The following is a 15,134-nucleotide window of genomic DNA, read 5'->3' on the forward strand; positions in this document are numbered from 1 at the left end:
ACGCACCTTACGCCTGGTTTTAGCGCCAGCAACCGGCTGGGCCCTTGGTGCCGGCACTGTTCAGGGTGAGGGGCGTACAGCCGGTGTCCCGCGTTTGCGCTCCTTTGGCGGTGGCTTTGAGGGCGTAGCTCGTATCGGACGGTATTCCATCCAGGGCGAAGGTGTAGAAATTGCCCAGCTCGTTGGTGCACGAGAGCGCCGGCAGCGCCGCATTCTTGTAGGTCATCTTGGTGGTGTAATAGCGCTCCATCCATTGCGCCAATTCCATCAGGCATCCCTGCGCCGCCGTGCGGCGGGTTTGCAGCACGTGACGCTGATAGCTGGGGTAGGCGATCCCGGCCAGAATAGCGATGATGGCGACCACGATCATTAGCTCGATCAGGGTGAAGCCGCGACTGCGGCGAGGGGTACGAGGCATGGCTTACTCCCGGATCAGTTCGCGCCAGTTGACACGGTGAGGCATCACATTGGGTAGGTTGATGCTGGTCGAGGCAGTTTCTCCGCTAGAACCTCCCACCACAAGTTTGTCACCCACGATCTGCGCTTGACCAGGCATGCCGATACCGAGATCGACGGAGCCGACAGGAATTTTTTGTCCTTCTACGGTCAAGGTGCCATAGTCGGTAAAGAATGGTGTTCCGAGTGCGGCGCCGGTGAAAGGATCAATCGCATTGACGTAGCCCGTGCCCCCGGGCGTACAGGGATCGTCGCTCGGGATGATGCTGCTGGCTAGAAGAACGGAACCGTAGAACTGGGATGAGGTGATCATGCGCTCGCCAGGGTCGAGGTCGACATACCAGCCTTTCTTGTTATTCATATCGCCGCTGGTAGCGAGCTCAAAAGCCCGAACTGGATTGCCCGTGTTTGAGTCCGTTCCCCGCGCGACAACCTTACGCTCTTTGAGCTGACTGCGTGTTACGGGATTCTTGCCATCGTCGATGATCCCGTACCAACTTTGGGTGGAGGTGTCGGAGACGTCACCGGTCGTCAGGTAGCGCCCCGTGCCGAAGAAGACCCAGAGACTGCCGTCGGCTGGATTGGCCCCAAGGGACGGACGAGCGGTAATGGGCTGGGCCTTGCCGTTCTTATCCTGCGCGTGGAAAAGCGCCTGTTTTTGGTTACCCTGCTTGAGGGCGACATCCCATTTGCTGGCGTTGTTGTCCGAGAGATCGAACTTCCACAAGTTGCCCTGCAAGTCGCCGGCATAGACGTAGTCGATGGTTCCATTGCCGTCGTTATCCCAACCGCGGACGGCAGAAAGCCCATTCGCAGAACCCACGCCGGTGTCGATTTTCTGGATCAGGGCGCCCGTGTCGAGGTTGAGGACGAAGAGCACGGCATGTTCGTTGGTGCTGTTGTAGCCATTGCCGAAAATTACGACAGTGCTTCCATCGTTGGTTTTTGCGAGCAGCATTTCGCCGATGACGAGCCCCAAGTCGGCATCGTTGCCGAATTCCCATTTGACGTTGGTGGCAGAGAAAGACTTTGGATTGGTCACGTCGAGAGCGAAGAGCCCTTTGCCGCCGTAACCGAGGCTGGCAACCAGGATTTGCTTGTTGGGCGTCAGGTTGTAGTTGGAGACGGCGATCGGTCCATCGACGAAATAACGGTGGGTGTAGGCCGGGTCGGAAAGTGAAGCAAGGTTGGAACCGATGAGGAGATTGGGCACATAGGCGAAGATCTCTTGGCCGTTGGTGGCGTCGAAAGCATGCAGCATGCCATCGTTGGCACTGACGAAGACGGTCTGCGCGCGTGCGGTTCCGCTTTGCTGGTTGTCGGCAAATACCGGGGAAGAGTGGATGATGTCACCAAGCAGGCTCTTGCGGTTACGGAACGTTCCGCCATTTTGTACTTCCTTGCGCTGATCTCCGCGCAGGTAGTTGACGATGTCCTGTTTGACGGTGTCGGTCTGGGAACCGAGGGCGGTCTTTTGCGCTGGGGTGAGAGCGTTCCAATCGAAGGCAATGCCACCGTTGCTGCCGTTCCAAGTGAAGATCTGGCGCGAACCGACGCCGGGGATACTGGCCGACCATGCCGGCGTCGTGCCGACCCCGTTTATCGTGATAGGGTAAGCGAGAAGCTCGCCCGTCCAGTCTCCTGGTTTGTAGCGGGCTTGGAAGACCAAAGTGTTGGAGGTGATACGGGGGAGGTTTACGGCGACGTTGCTGGCAGAGGAGGTACGGTCGCTAATCGCGCCGAGCGCATTTTTCAACCCTTGAGCAAATTCATCGGGGTTCTTGGCGGCAAAGAATTGTCCATGGCCATTGACGGCGGCGTGCCAGAGATCGTCGACGCGAGTTTCATTTTTGTTTTTTGTCGGGTCGGGCCAAGATTTTGTGCCCGCGGTAATGGCAGCGAGGTCGTCAGGATACGTGAGTGTTCCGGCGACACCAAGCGAGAGCGCAAACGTAGTCATGTGTTGCCAGAAAGCGGGGTCGGCTATGGTCGTCGGAACGTTGTTGTCCAAGTCGGATCGTAAGTCTTTTTTCCAGTACTCCATGGCGACGTCGGCAAGTGTGTTTGAGTAACTGTCTTTATAAGGGTTTTGCGGGGTGTATTGGTAGGAAGTTTTTCCGTCGGCCGAAGTTATTGTTGGACCATTGGTACCATCGGAATTGCCCAGTTCTGAAAGACCGTAGCCCGTGTCCCAATACCCGTCGGTAGTAAGAATGGTGAATGATTGACGGCAGGAAAGTTGCTTTGCTGTACCTTGGATGGTAACTTTTGGTCCCCATGGGCCGTTATCGTCAGATTTTTTATAATTATTACCAGCCCAATCCAATCCTTCCCTTAAGGGAGTTCCTACTGCGTTGATTGTTACTTTGGTAAAAGTATCGAAAAAATTCGATTTATTCGTCCCTGAAAATTTTCTTGTCGTTGGGATGGCGATATTGGGTGTTGCGTTGCGGTTATTACACGTATTGATCGTACAAAATCCTACGCGGAAATTTTCGCTCAAATCGGCAAAAGCGTTGGTGACGCCGGCCTGAACGGCGAGGATACGCGAGCGATAGTAGCTGAACCAATTGGCGAAGTTCTGAACTTCCTCGTCGGTGGAGCGTCCCCAGGGCAGGGTAGTGAGTGCTTGTTCGGTATTGGACCTGGTTCCGACCTGCCATTGATAGAACGTTCCGTTGCGGTATTGATAGCGGATGTAGTTCGTCCGGGCGGTGACGTCGCCGCTGCCGACATAGACATAGAATGTGATAGGGTAAGATAAAGTGGTTCTCGAACAGTTACTTCCCGTCATGCCCCCCGTTTTTAGATTGATTTTGCAATTATTTCTTCCTGCCGGGTCGTAAGGGGCGCTTGCAGGATCGATATTGGGATAGGAACTGCCGTCCGCTTTGCGCCAGGGCTGGTAGGTGACGGTAGGATTGTAGAAGAGTACGTTTTGAGTGGAGGAACGCAAGGTAACGTTAGGGTTTTGGGTGTCGTCCAAGCCGAGGTAGGCGTTGTTGTAAGTATTTCCCCCATAGGGATTGGAAGGCTGGGGAAAAAGGAAGTAGGTGCCCGATGAAGTCAAAGTATCGGGGAGGATTTCGAACTGCATCGATCCCGAATCGTCGAGTATGAGCATGATGTTTGGGTCGACGCCTACCCCTGTGTTGAGCGGCACGTTGGGGATGTCTAACGGGCTGCCAGCTGCGACCGTGGACAGGATGACTAGGGTGGTGGCGAAGACGAGGCGGTGGATGCGGGACATGTCCGTCTCCAGGTTCTGGGTCAGGAGCCTTGGTACTGGCTTTCGAGGATGACGGTAGCGCCTGGCGTGCGGACGGCGCGAACGGTGACGCGGTAGCGGCGACCAAGACAATTGGGAGGCACGGGATTTTCCCGGTCGCAGAGGTACCAGTTGGGGTAAGTGCCCAGGTATTCGTAGAAGCCTTCGACAGGCAGGGGAACGTCCGGTGGGCTGAGAATGGAAATCCAGCCGGTGAAGGAAGAGTCTTTCCAACGGGGTGTGCAATCGGCGTCGGGAGGGGCGCATAGGCCACCACTGCAGGAGGTTTGATTACATACGCCATCGGTATTGTTCGGTTGTGCAGTGGGCGGGGTGCTTTGTAGGGCAAGCGCTTCGGCGCGGCGCAATCCAGCTTCGGCCGATTGGAAGGCGATGGCGCGATCGAAGATGCCGCTGGCCATCTTCTCTTCCTGGGCGACGAAACGGGTGGCACCGAGCGCGATGAGGGTGACGATCACCAGTAGGATGAGGGTGGTGGCGAGCGCAGCCCCGCGTTGGCCGAGGGGTACGGAGGGCGAAGGAAGGCGGAGGGGAAGGGGTGCCATGGCGGAAACCTCAGCTCAGGCGGTTGCGCAAGGCAATGGTGAAGGGGTATTCACGGCGCAGGGGTTGGCCGTCGGTGCCGATTCTGTCCGTGGAAACGCTGCGTACCATGATGCGCACGGCCCGGACCTTGGTCCAGTCGGTGACGCTGGCGATGGGTTGGTAGGTCGTGCCGCCAACGGAGAGAAAACTCAGGGAGAGTTGATCGATGTCAGGGACCATTTCTACGGCGGCGTCGTTGCCGACCTTGCGGTAGAGAGAGGTGCCGCCGCGGCTATTGGTGCCGACATACCACAGGATGTGCTGGAATTTTAAGAGGGTGCCACCGGTGAAATTGCGGCAAGAGGCGGGTTGGGGGGCCGCGCCGCCACTGCCACAGACGACGGGGGTGCTGAGGCACTTGGTGCAATTTCCGGGAGTTGCGCTAGCACCGTCATTGTGAACAACCGTCAGGCTGCTGCTGTTGACGTTGGTTGCCTGGAAGATGGCGGCGTCAGGACCTTCACACAGGAAAAGAATGTCTTCTACGTTCAGGCCTGTGGTGGAGGAGAGGGTGAGGGTGGCGGCAGCCGGGTTGTGATCGGTAACGTGAATTTCATTGGCCGGATCGCTACCCTTGACGACGGAGAGCACGGGGCTGCCAGCGGCGATGTTGGTTGGGGCGGGTGAAGGGAGTGTGACACCGGGGGCGTAGGCGGTTAGGGCCTCTCCTTGCCAGCTCCAGGTGGATGAGGCTCCATTGAGTACGTTGGCGAAATTCGTGGCTCCACAGGCTGTGGCGCCGGCTTCGCGTACGTCGCGGGCCATCAGCTCGTAGGCGATGCGCAGGTTCTCCTGCATGCGGGCGAGGTTCTCGGTGGTGCGGTAGGTTTGCCGGTTGGTAAGGAAGAGATTGGCAACCGCGCCGATGACGACGAGGCCGAGGACGAGGGCGACCATGAGCTCGACGAGGGTCAGGCCACGCTGGCGCCAGAGGGAGGAGGGGCGGTTTTTCATAGACGACTCGTGACCGAGAGGATGGTGGCGGGCTGGCCGCCGAGGCAATTTCCGCCGTCGGTGTTGTCACCACCGGCGCTGTCGTCCCAGCAAATGTCGACGCGGTAGGTGAAGGTAGTGGCGTCGATGGCGGTGACCCGGCCGCAGGCGGAAGGGTGCACCAGTGGGGGATTGGACGAGGTGCCGCGCATGCTGTCGATCCAGGTTTTGAGGTCGGAGAGGGGGAGTGTTGATCCGCTGGGGGAAGAGCAGCGCCAATCCGATGAGACGTAAGCGGCAGCGAGGGTAGAGCGATTTCCTGGGTCTGCGCTCATCACGGTGGCGCGCATCGCGTCGAGAATGGTGTAGGCAGACATGACGGCGGCGGAGCGTTCGTAGCTAGAGTTGGCCGCGGCGAGCATGCGGGCCTGCAGGCCAGCGAGCCCCAGGAACCCGATGGCGAAGATGAGGGCGGCGATCAGCACTTCGAGCAGGCTGAAGCCGCGTTGTTGTAAGGGGTGAAAGATGGAATGCATGGCATGGACCCTCAGGGCGATGGGCAGGTCGAAGCAACGCCGCTCGGGGTGGTGAGGACGATTCTGCCGGAGCCGATGAGGACGAGCTCGCGTGCCCGACGGTCATTCGTGAGGGCCGTGCTGGTGGAACATACCCGTAGAGTACCGGCGAGAAACGCTCCGTTGAGCTGCTTGCTCATTCCGTCGGCGGTGAAGGAGACATACGACGAAAGTGGGGCGTTGGCCACGGCTACGATGCCGGTGGGCAAGGGGCCGCCGCGAAAGAGGATGTCGGCGGCGCTCTCAGGGCCCGGCGTATTTCCGGGGGTTTGGTCGACGAAGGCGATCCAGCCGTCGCGCCAGGCGCCGGAGCACGCAGTGGCGCTGGGGGCGGCGGGGCAGAGGGTGACGCGGGCGTTGCGCCGCAGCGCCTCGGTGCGCGCTGTCTGCAGGGCAGCGACGAGTTCGTTAGTGGCGGAGGTGAGGCGGTTGGCGGCGATGAGGGAGGCGAAGCTGGGAATGCCAATTGCCAGCAGGATCGCCAGCACTGCGATCGTGACCATCAGTTCGACGAGGCTGAACCCCGCGCCGCGGCGGGCGGGTTGGCGCATTGCCGTGCTCCTTGCCGATACGTGGCAGATATTATGACGCTGTCGGACGAAGAATGCAAGGAGCACGAAGGGTCGTGTTATGCCTGCCGTTTTCCTGGGCTTGACGCCTACAGCACCTCGGCGGCGTAATCGGCGAGCCGCGAGCGTTCGCCGCGGGCGAGCAGCACGTGGCCGCCGTGGGGCCAGCCTTTCATGCGCTCCACCACGTAGGTGAGCCCGGAGCTGCCTTCGGTGAGGTAGGGGGTGTCGATCTGGGCGAGGTTGCCCATGCATACCACCTTGCTGCCAGGGCCGGCGCGGGTGATGAGCGTGCGCATCTGCTTGGGCGTGAGGTTTTGCGCTTCGTCGAGCACGAGGAACTTGCGCACGAAGGTGCGTCCGCGCATGAAGTTGAGGCTCTTCACCTTGACCTTGCTGCGCACCAGGTCCCCGGTGGTGGCGCGGCCCCAGTCGCCGCCTTCGTGGGCGCCGCCCAGGAGCACTTCGAGGTTGTCTTCGAGGGCGCCCATCCAGGGGGTCATCTTTTCTTCTTCGCTGCCGGGAAGAAAGCCGATGTCTTCGCCAATCGGTACGGTGGTGCGGGTGAAGATGACTTCGGTGTAGCGTTTCTGCTCGAAGGTTTGCGCGAGCGCGGCGGCGAGCGTGAGGAGCGTCTTGCCGGTGCCGGCCTGCCCGAGCAGGGTGACGAAGTCGATTTCGGGGTCGAGCAGCAGGTCGAGGGCGAAGTTTTGCTCGCGGTTGCGCGCGGTGATGCCCCAGACGGCGTTTTTCTCGTGGCGGCGGTCGGTGAGGGTGCGCAGCACGGCGCGCTTGCCCTCCAGGGCGACGACGCGCGCTTCCAGCGGCTGCGGCCCTTCGAGATAGACGAATTCGTTGAGGAGGAGCTCGGGCACGATCGGTCCCTGGATGCGGTACCAGTCGTGGCCGGCCTCGCGCCAGGATTCGAGCCCCTTGGCGTGGGTCTCCCAGAAGTCGGGCGGCAGCGCCCGCACGCCGGGGTAGACGAGGTCGGTGTCTTCGAGGATTTTGTCGTTGCGGTAATCCTGGGCGGCCAGGCCCAGCGCGCGGGCCTTGATGCGCAGGTTGATGTCCTTGGAGACGAGGATCACCGGGCGCGGGGCGAGGCGCTGCGCCATGGCCTTGACCACGGCGAGGATCTGGTTGTCGGCGCGCGACAGCGGCAGGCTGGTGGGGAGTTCCACTTCCAGCGCCTCGGTCTGCAGGTAGAGCCGGCCGGTGGCCTGGCCGCCGGAGGGGCCGGCAAGCTCGAATCCTTCGGTGAGCGCGGCTTCGTGCCCGCTGACGATGGCTTCGAGCTCGCGGCTTGCCTGGCGGGCGTTGCGCGCCACCTCCGAGAGCCCTTTCTTGTGCGTGTCGAGCTCTTCGAGCGCCACCATGGGCAGGAAGAGGTCGTGTTCCTCGAAACGAAAGAGCGCCGTGGGGTCGTGCATGAGCACGTTGGTGTCGATGACGTAGAGCTTGCGTTCGGCGGCGTTCGGGCGGCGGCGGGGCATCGACGGTCCTTTGGCGGATGTTCAGGCGAGGGCTTTTTGCAGGGCGGCGAGCACTTCCTGGGCGTGGCCGTCGACCTTGACGCCGCGCCACAGGTGCAGGATGCGCCCATCGGGGCCGATGAGGAAGGTGGAGCGCTCGATGCCGCGCACGGGCTTGCCGTACATCGTCTTGTCCTTGATCACGCCGTAGGCGGAGCAGGCGATCTCGTCGGGATCGGAGACGAGCTCGAAGGGGAGCTGGTACTTGGCCTTGAAGTTCTCGTGGGATTTGACGCTGTCGCGCGACACGCCCAGGATCACGGCGCCGAGGGCGGAGAATTCGGGGGTGAGGTCGCGAAAGGCGATGGCTTCGTTGGTGCAGCCGGGGGTGTTGTCCTTGGGGTAGAAGTAGAGGACGACGGGGCGGCCGCGCAGGGCCGAGAGGGTGATTTCCTGGCCGCCGGTGGCGGGCAAGGTGAAATCGGGGGCAAGGGTGCCGGGTTCGAGCATGATCGTCTCCTGCCGTATCAGGTGAGGATGAGGCCAGCGACGACGCGGCGGCCTTCGCTGGCGGTGACATTATAGGTGCGGCAGGCGGCCGCGAGTGTCATGAATTCGAAACCTTGGCCGGCGGCGGCGAGCCGGCGCAGCAGCGGCACGGGGGGGCGGCGCAGGGTGGCGCCGGTGGCGATCAGCACGAGCTCGGGGCGCAGGGCGAGGAGGGGTTCGAGCGCCGGTTCGTCGAGCGCATCGAACCCGCCCTCGAACCAGGGGGCGACGGTTTCGGGGGTGAGGATGAGGTTGGTTTCGTGGCGTTGGCGGTCGATCTCGACCCAGCCGGGGCCGTGGGCGGTGACGAGGCGGATGTCGCGGGGCTGCTCGAGGCGAAATTCCATGATCTTCTTCCCGGGGAAATTGCCGCAAGGCGGTAATTTTTGGCTAAGATTACCGTTTCGCGCCCGGCCGGGCAAGGCGGGCGCTTTCGTGCGAGGACGCAAACATGGGAATGCGCAGCGGAAACGTGGTGCCGGTACGGCAGGGGCAGACGGAGAAAGAAGCGCCGGAGGCGGTGGTCGAGGCCGCGCCGCCGTCTTTGCGCCGTATCCTGAAATCGTCCAAGCTCGACGACGTCTGCTATGACATCCGCGGGCCGGTGCTGGCGCGCGCCAAGCAGATGGAGGAAGACGGCCACAAGATCATCAAGCTCAACATCGGCAACCTCGCGCCCTTCGGTTTCGAGCCGCCCGAGGAGATCGTGGTCGACGTGATCCGCAACCTGCGCGAGGCAGGGGGCTATTCCGATTCCAAGGGGCTCTTCTCGGCGCGCAAGGCGGTGGTGCACTACACGCAGCAGAAGGGGATCGCCGGGGTGGACGTGGAGGACGTGATCCTGGGCAACGGCGTCTCCGAGCTCATCGTGATGAGCCTGCAGGCGCTGCTCGAGCACGGCGACGAGGTGCTGGTGCCCTCGCCCGATTATCCGCTGTGGACGGCGGCGGTGAGCCTGGCGGGCGGCAAGCCGCGGCATTACCTGTGCGACGAGGCATCCGACTGGCTGCCGGATCTGGCCGACATCCGCAAGAAGGTCTCGCCGCATACCAAGGCGATCGTGGTCATCAATCCAAACAACCCCACCGGCGCGCTCTACCCGCGCGAGATCCTGGAGGGGATCGTGCAGATCGCGCGCGAGCATCAGCTGATCGTGTTCGCCGACGAGATCTACGACAAGATGCTCTACGACGGCAACACGCACATTTCGATCGCCTCGCTCGCCGACGACGTGCTCTTCATCACGATGAACGGCCTTTCGAAGAACTACCGCGCCTGCGGCTATCGCGCCGGCTGGATGGTGATTTCGGGCGAGAAGCGGCACGCGGCCGATTACATCGAGGGGCTCAACATGCTCGCCTCGATGCGTCTGTGCTCCAACGTGCCGGGGCAGATGGCGATCCAGACCGCCTTGGGCGGGTATCAGAGCATCCAGGATCTGGTGGCGCCGCAGGGGCGGCTCACGCGCCAGCGCGACACGGCGCATGCGCTCTTGAGCCGGATTCCCGGCGTGTCGGTGGTCAAGGCCAAGGCGACGCTCTACATGTTCCCGCGGCTGGACCCGAAGGTGTATCCGATCGCCGACGATCAGGAGTTCATCCTCCAGTTGCTGGAGGAGGAAAAGGTGCTGCTGGTGCAGGGCACGGGGTTCAACTGGCCGCAACCGGATCATTTCCGCATCGTATTCCTGCCGCACGTCGACGATCTGCACGAGTCGATCGGGCGCATCGAGCGCTTTCTGGAGCGCTACCGGCGACGGCATCAGGTGGTGATGGGTTCAGCGAAAAAGGATAAATGACAAATGACGATGAAGGCGATGCAGGTGGGGCTGTTGGGGATCGGGACCGTCGGTGGCGGGACGTGGCGCGTGCTGCAGCGCAACGCCGAGGAGATCACGCGCCGTGCCGGGCGGCCGATCCGCATCACGCGGGTGGCCGACCGCGACGTGGAGCGCGCCCGGGCGCTCACCGCCGGGGCGGCGGAGGTGACGGACGATGCCTTCGCCGTGGTGCGCGCGCCGGACATCGACATCGTGGTCGAACTCATCGGCGGCTACACCCTCGCCAGGGAGCTCGTGCTCGCGGCGATCGAGGCGGGCAAGCACGTGGTCACCGCCAACAAGGCGCTCCTTGCCGTGCACGGCAACGAGATCTTCGCCCGGGCCCAGGAGAGGGGCGTGATGGTGGCGTTCGAGGCGGCGGTGGCCGGCGGCATCCCCATCATCAAGGCGCTGCGCGAGGGCCTCACCGCCAACCGCATCGAGTGGGTGGCCGGTATCATCAACGGCACCACCAATTACATCCTCACGCAGATGCGCGAGCGCGGCGTGACCTTTGCCCAGGCGCTCACTGAGGCGCAGCAGCTCGGCTACGCCGAGGCCGATCCCACATTCGATGTGGAAGGAATCGACGCGGCGCACAAGGCCACGCTCATGGCCTCGATCGCCTTCGGCGTGCCGATCCAGTTCGAGCGCGCCTACGTGGAGGGGATCACCCGGATCGAGCCGCGCGACGTGGCCTATGCCGAGGAGCTCGGCTATCGTCTGAAACTGCTGGGGATCGCCAAGCGCCGCGAAGGCGGATTCGAGCTGAGGGTGCATCCCACCCTGGTGCCGGCCGATCACCTTCTCGCCAACGTCAACGGCGCCATGAACGCGGTCCTGGTCAAGGGCGACGCGGTGGGGCAGACGATGTTCTACGGCAAAGGGGCAGGGGCGGAGCCCACCGCGAGTGCGGTGATCGCCGATCTGGTCGACGTCACGCGGCTGCACACGGCCGATCCCGAACACCGGGTGCCGCACCTCGCCTTCCAGCCCGATCAGGTGCGCGAAGTGGCGGCGCTGCCCATCGAGGAGTGCCGTACCGCTTCCTATCTGCGGCTCGCGGTGGCCGACCGGCCCGGGGTGCTCGCGGAGATCACCCGCGTGCTCGCTGCCGAGGAGATCTCCATCGCGGCCATGATCCAGAAGGCGCCGGCCTGCGGCCGGGCGGAGATCGTGATGACCACGCACGAGGCGTGCGAGGCAGCGATGAACCGGGCGATCGCGGCGATCGAAACGCTGCCGGCGGTGCAGGGGGCCGTCACGCGGCTGCGCATCGAACCGCTGGCGGACTGACGGCGCGCGATGGACGAATTCGACGGGGAAATGCCGCGGGCGCGCCATCGCCTGCCGGCCGAGTCTTTGCGCCGGGTCACGGATCCGGCCGCGATCGCGGCGGTGCTGGCCGAGCCGGGCGAGACGGTGCCCGTGGGGCTGGGGCAAGAGCGGGCCGAGGAAGCGCTGCGCTTCGCTCTGGCGATGAATCACGTGGGTGGCTATCACGTGTTCCTCTTCGGTCTGCCGGGCACGGGGCGACACGCGATCGCGCTGCATCACATCGGGGAGACGGCCCGCCGCCTACCGGCGCCGGAAGACCTCGCCTACCGCTATGATTTCTCCGACCCGCAGCGCCCGCGCCTGCTCAAGTTGCCCGCGGGCACGGCGCGCGTGCTCTCCGACGACTTGCAGAATTTCACGCGCCAGCTCGAACCGGCGGTGAACGCGGCCTTCGAGGCGAAAGCCCATCAGGAACGGATCGAGGCGCTGGAGTCGGCGCACAAGGAGCGCGAGAGCCGGGCGATCGAGGCGATCGTGCAGGCGTGCGCCGAGGATCGGCTCAAGTTGCTGCAGACCGGCGATGGTTGGGCCTTCGTCCCCGTGGACGAGGCGGGCGAGCCGCTCGAACCGGAGCGCTACGAAGCCCTGCCGGCCAAGGAGAAGGCGCGCATCGAACAGGCAGTGGAGCGCTGGCGCCAGCGCCTCGTGGAAGTGCTCGACGAATTCCCCGCCTGGCGCGAAGCGCTCTATGCCGCGATCCGGCGCGCCGAGCGCGAGGCGCTCGAACCGGTGGTGCGGCACCTGCTCACCCCTTTGCGGGAGAAATACGCCGGTTTGTCCGCGGTGATCGGCCTGCTCGACGAGATCGAGCAGGACATCCTCGACGGTGAGCGCGAGTGGCTGGAGGACGAGGAAGAGGGCGGACGCAATCCGGCGTTTTCTCCGCTCATCCGCTACCAGATCCACGTGCTGGTGGCGCACGAGGCCGGTGAGGGTGCGCCGGTGGTGTTCGAAGACAACCCGAGCTATGCCAACCTCGTGGGCTGGGTCGAGACGCTGCAGCAGCTCGGCGAGCGCATCACGCATTTCCAGCTGATCCGCGCCGGGGCGCTCGCGCGGGCGCGCGGCGGGTTCCTCCTGCTCGATGCCGAGCGTCTGCTCGCCCAGCCGGCGGCCTGGGACGCCTTGAAACGAGCCCTGCAGCGGCGCGAGGTGCGCATCGAGCCGCCGCCCGAGGCGGCCGGCTGGGGCAGCGTGCGCATGCTGGAACCCGAGCCGATCGACTGCCCGCTCAAGGTGATACTCATCGGTTCGGCCGATACCTTCCATACCTTGTTCGATCTGGACGACGACTTCCAGGATCTCTTCAAGATCCCGGCCGAGGCGGCCGACGACGTGCCGCGCACGCCCGAGGCCGAGGCGGGACTGGCGCGCTTGCTGCTGCATCTGGCGCGGGAGAACGCCTTGCGGCCACCTTCGGCCGCGGCACTCGCGGCCGTGCTCGATCAGGCCGCCCGCGAGGCCGAACACGCCCATCGGCTGACCTTGCGTACCCGAACCCTGGTGGATCTGCTGCGGGAGGCGGACGCCTTGGCGCACGCCGAGGGGGCGCACGAGATTGGAGCGGCGCACGTATGCGCGGCAGTCCGCGCGCGCGAGCGGCGCCTTGCGCGCCACGCCGAGGAGACGATCGAGGCGATGCTCGAGGGGGAGTTGCTCATCACTACCGAGGGCGCGCGTGCCGGGCAGATCAATGGCCTGGTGGTGGTCGACGTCGCGCATCAGAGCTACGGCTATCCGGTGCGCATCACCGCCACGGTGCGCCTGGGCGGCGAGGGCGAGGTCGTCGACATCGAACGCGAGACCGAGCTCGGCGGGGCCATCCACTCCAAGGGGGTGATGATCCTCGCGTCTTTCCTTGCCGGGCGCTTCGGCCGCCATCAGCCGCTGTCGCTGTCGGCGAGCCTGGTGATGGAGCAATCCTACGCCTTCGTCGAGGGCGATTCGGCTTCGCTCGCGGAGCTGTGCGCCCTGCTGTCGGCCATCTCCGGCCTGCCGCTCGCCCAGGGAATCGCGGTGACCGGCTCGGTCAATCAGTTTGGCGAGGTGCAGGTGATCGGCGGCGTGAACGAGAAGATCGAAGGGTTCTTCGCCCTGTGCGCCCGCCGGAGACTCACCGGCGAGCAGGGGGTGATCATCCCCCGGGGCAACGTGCGCCATCTGATGCTGCGCGAGGAAGTGGTCGAGGCCGTCCGGGCGGGCCGTTTCTCGATCTGGACGGTGGAGACGGTGGACGAGGCGATGGCCCTGCTCACCGGCCTCCCCGCCGGTGCACCCGACGGGCGCATTCCCACCGGGCGAGCACGCACGGTGAACGAGGCAGTCGCGGCGCAGCTGCGCCGCATGGCCGAGATCCATGCCGCCGCCGGCGAGGGAACGCCGCTGCGCAGGCGTTGGCGCCGGCAGGGGAAAGAGGAAAGAGATTAGGATGCGGCCGAGCGCAGGCGTTCGACGACGGCGGCGAGCTCGGCCACGAAGGCGTGGGCGGCTTGCAGCGCCGAGGCGAGCACTGCCGGATCCTCGACGTATTCGCGAATCATGAGATTGCGCAATTTGCGCATGTCCATCCACTGTTGGGCATCGCGGATCAACCCGAGTCGTTCGGCGCGGTCGAGGTTGTCGATGAAGGTGGCGATGCGCTCTCCGTGCGCGACGAGATAAGTGGGCAGAGCTTTGTCGCCCAGCGTATCTTGTAGGCGCCCGAATCGGGCGACGAATGCATCGACGCGTTCGGCGAGGTCCGGATCCCTTTCGAGTTCCACTGCTCGGACAGGGGTAAAAGGTTCGGAAAAGAGACGCCGGTCGGTGAGGAGGAGATGGGCGAGCTCGCGTTCGGCCAGTTGCAGCAACTGCTGCAGACGCTCGGCGGCGCGATGATCGGCGATCACAGAACGATTCCTGCGCGGCGGGCGACGTGATGGATCGGGAGCTCTTTCAGGTTCGGTGCAGCGAGCACGACGTCCACCTTGCGGCCATCGAGCAGGCGGCTTACCCGGCCCGCGATGCGGGCGGCGAGTAGGGCCGGTTCGGCGACCGGCTCTACGACTTCGACGAGCAGATCGACATCGCCGCCGTGCGCCGAGTCGTCCAGCCGGGAGCCGAAGAGCCGCACGGTGGCCTGCGCTCCAGCCAGATCGGCGACGACGGAACGGATACGCTCGATTTGGGCGGGAGTGAGTCGCATGTCACGAATGATAGCAGCCCCTCTGTGCCAGAATAGTTGTCGTCTCGATAGATCCTGAAACCAGAGGGCGACAAAGGAAGAACGAAGTGGCCAGATACGGACAGTCCTTCAAGGACAGGGCGGTTGCACGGCTGTTGCCGCCAGAAAGTGTCGCGGTGCAGACGCTGGCGCGAGAGCTGAGCATTTCAGCTGCGACGCTAGCGCGCTGGCGAGCCGAGGCGCTCTCCCAGCCCGTTGGCGAGCGGGGCTGGAGTGCGGGGGCCCGATTCGAAGCGGTGCTCTCGACCGCCGCGATGGACGAGGCGAGCAAAGGGGCCTGGTGCCGCGAGCATGGCGTGTATCCCCAGACGCTCGAGCAATGG

At 63.9% G+C, this 15,134-nt stretch carries 15 protein-coding genes; 4 read left to right on the top strand and 11 right to left on the bottom strand.

Annotated features, from left to right (window positions below; genetic code table 11):
- Window positions 1-19: 19 nt before the first annotated feature.
- The 9 genes from ASC37_RS11840 to ASC37_RS07830 all read right to left on the bottom strand — a co-directional run bounded on the left by ASC37_RS11840 (window position 20) and on the right by ASC37_RS07830 (window position 8,778).
- A complete protein-coding gene (locus tag ASC37_RS11840; RefSeq protein ID WP_055423836.1) occupies window positions 20-418 on the bottom strand; it encodes a type IV pilin protein in 399 nt (132 codons plus the stop codon).
- A 3-nt stretch (window positions 419-421) separates the two neighbouring features.
- Window positions 422-3,706, bottom strand: a complete 3,285-nt coding sequence (locus ASC37_RS11285; RefSeq protein ID WP_072247952.1) for a pilus assembly protein — start codon at window positions 3,704-3,706, stop codon at window positions 422-424.
- Between the two features lie 20 nt (window positions 3,707-3,726).
- Window positions 3,727-4,290 carry a pilus assembly PilX family protein gene (locus tag ASC37_RS07800; protein ID WP_055423838.1) on the bottom strand — a complete coding sequence of 188 codons (564 nt, stop codon included), beginning with the start codon at window positions 4,288-4,290 and terminating at the stop codon, window positions 3,727-3,729.
- 10 nt (window positions 4,291-4,300) lie between these two features.
- A complete protein-coding gene (locus ASC37_RS07805) occupies window positions 4,301-5,284 on the bottom strand; it encodes a prepilin-type N-terminal cleavage/methylation domain-containing protein (protein ID WP_055423839.1) in 984 nt (327 codons plus the stop codon).
- Window positions 5,281-5,799, bottom strand: a complete 519-nt coding sequence (gene pilV, locus ASC37_RS07810) for a type IV pilus modification protein PilV (protein ID WP_055423840.1) — start codon at window positions 5,797-5,799, stop codon at window positions 5,281-5,283. The genes ASC37_RS07805 and pilV overlap by 4 nt, the downstream gene beginning before the upstream one ends.
- An 11-nt stretch (window positions 5,800-5,810) precedes the next feature.
- A complete protein-coding gene (locus tag ASC37_RS07815; protein ID WP_055423841.1) occupies window positions 5,811-6,389 on the bottom strand; it encodes a GspH/FimT family pseudopilin in 579 nt (192 codons plus the stop codon).
- A gap of 107 nt (window positions 6,390-6,496) precedes the next feature.
- On the bottom strand, window positions 6,497-7,903 hold the full coding sequence (locus tag ASC37_RS07820; protein ID WP_055423842.1) for a PhoH family protein: 1,407 nt from the start codon (window positions 7,901-7,903) through the stop codon (window positions 6,497-6,499).
- A gap of 21 nt (window positions 7,904-7,924) precedes the next feature.
- Window positions 7,925-8,392 (bottom strand): peroxiredoxin, encoded by a 468-nt coding sequence (locus tag ASC37_RS11440; RefSeq protein ID WP_055423843.1) that lies wholly within the window; start codon window positions 8,390-8,392, stop codon window positions 7,925-7,927.
- A 17-nt stretch (window positions 8,393-8,409) separates the two neighbouring features.
- On the bottom strand, window positions 8,410-8,778 hold the full coding sequence (locus ASC37_RS07830; RefSeq protein WP_055423844.1) for an Mth938-like domain-containing protein: 369 nt from the start codon (window positions 8,776-8,778) through the stop codon (window positions 8,410-8,412).
- Window positions 8,779-8,975: 197 nt separating this feature from the next.
- Here ASC37_RS07830 and ASC37_RS07835 point away from each other — a divergent pair, with 197 nt between their 5' ends.
- The 3 genes from ASC37_RS07835 to ASC37_RS07845 are packed head-to-tail and all read left to right on the top strand — an operon-like array spanning window position 8,976 to window position 14,015.
- Complete coding sequence (locus ASC37_RS07835; protein WP_055423853.1) at window positions 8,976-10,229, top strand: pyridoxal phosphate-dependent aminotransferase; 1,254 nt, start codon at window positions 8,976-8,978, stop codon at window positions 10,227-10,229.
- A gap of 9 nt (window positions 10,230-10,238) precedes the next feature.
- On the top strand, window positions 10,239-11,546 hold the full coding sequence (locus ASC37_RS07840; RefSeq protein ID WP_055423854.1) for a homoserine dehydrogenase: 1,308 nt from the start codon (window positions 10,239-10,241) through the stop codon (window positions 11,544-11,546).
- 9 nt (window positions 11,547-11,555) lie between these two features.
- Window positions 11,556-14,015, top strand: a complete 2,460-nt coding sequence (locus ASC37_RS07845; protein WP_055423845.1) for a Lon protease family protein — start codon at window positions 11,556-11,558, stop codon at window positions 14,013-14,015.
- Here ASC37_RS07845 and ASC37_RS07850 read toward each other — a convergent pair.
- Together ASC37_RS07850 and ASC37_RS07855 are read right to left on the bottom strand one after the other, a co-directional pair.
- The gene (locus tag ASC37_RS07850) at window positions 14,012-14,476 is read right to left on the bottom strand and encodes a hypothetical protein (RefSeq protein ID WP_055423846.1); all 465 of its coding nucleotides are present in this window, start codon (window positions 14,474-14,476) and stop codon (window positions 14,012-14,014) included. The genes ASC37_RS07845 and ASC37_RS07850 overlap by 4 nt on opposite strands.
- Window positions 14,473-14,772, bottom strand: coding sequence for a nucleotidyltransferase domain-containing protein (locus ASC37_RS07855; protein ID WP_072247953.1), 300 nt, complete (start codon window positions 14,770-14,772; stop codon window positions 14,473-14,475). Before ASC37_RS07855 ends, ASC37_RS07850 begins: the two co-directional genes overlap by 4 nt.
- A gap of 86 nt (window positions 14,773-14,858) precedes the next feature.
- On the opposite strand from ASC37_RS07855, the gene ASC37_RS07860 reads away from it, so the two are divergent.
- A partial coding sequence (locus tag ASC37_RS07860) for a transposase (protein ID WP_141654659.1) occupies window positions 14,859-15,134 on the top strand: 276 nt, incomplete at its 3' end.

The sequence above is a fragment of the Tepidiphilus thermophilus genome (genome assembly GCF_001418245.1).
Lineage (GTDB): Bacteria > Pseudomonadota > Gammaproteobacteria > Burkholderiales > Rhodocyclaceae > Tepidiphilus > Tepidiphilus succinatimandens.

Coding starts and splice junctions, on each gene's coding strand:
- ASC37_RS07800 (WP_055423838.1), bottom strand. CDS start 4,290: ATGGCACCCCTTCCCCTCCGCCTTCCTTCGCCCTCCGTACCCCTCGGC.
- ASC37_RS07845 (WP_055423845.1), top strand. CDS start 11,556: ATGGACGAATTCGACGGGGAAATGCCGCGGGCGCGCCATCGCCTGCCG.
- ASC37_RS11285 (WP_072247952.1), bottom strand. CDS start 3,706: ATGTCCCGCATCCACCGCCTCGTCTTCGCCACCACCCTAGTCATCCTG.
- ASC37_RS11840 (WP_055423836.1), bottom strand. CDS start 418: ATGCCTCGTACCCCTCGCCGCAGTCGCGGCTTCACCCTGATCGAGCTA.
- ASC37_RS07820 (WP_055423842.1), bottom strand. CDS start 7,903: ATGCCCCGCCGCCGCCCGAACGCCGCCGAACGCAAGCTCTACGTCATC.
- ASC37_RS07840 (WP_055423854.1), top strand. CDS start 10,239: ATGAAGGCGATGCAGGTGGGGCTGTTGGGGATCGGGACCGTCGGTGGC.
- ASC37_RS07830 (WP_055423844.1), bottom strand. CDS start 8,778: ATGGAATTTCGCCTCGAGCAGCCCCGCGACATCCGCCTCGTCACCGCC.
- ASC37_RS11440 (WP_055423843.1), bottom strand. CDS start 8,392: ATGCTCGAACCCGGCACCCTTGCCCCCGATTTCACCTTGCCCGCCACC.
- ASC37_RS07855 (WP_072247953.1), bottom strand. CDS start 14,772: ATGCGACTCACTCCCGCCCAAATCGAGCGTATCCGTTCCGTCGTCGCC.
- ASC37_RS07815 (WP_055423841.1), bottom strand. CDS start 6,389: ATGCGCCAACCCGCCCGCCGCGGCGCGGGGTTCAGCCTCGTCGAACTG.
- pilV (WP_055423840.1), bottom strand. CDS start 5,799: ATGCATTCCATCTTTCACCCCTTACAACAACGCGGCTTCAGCCTGCTC.
- ASC37_RS07805 (WP_055423839.1), bottom strand. CDS start 5,284: ATGAAAAACCGCCCCTCCTCCCTCTGGCGCCAGCGTGGCCTGACCCTC.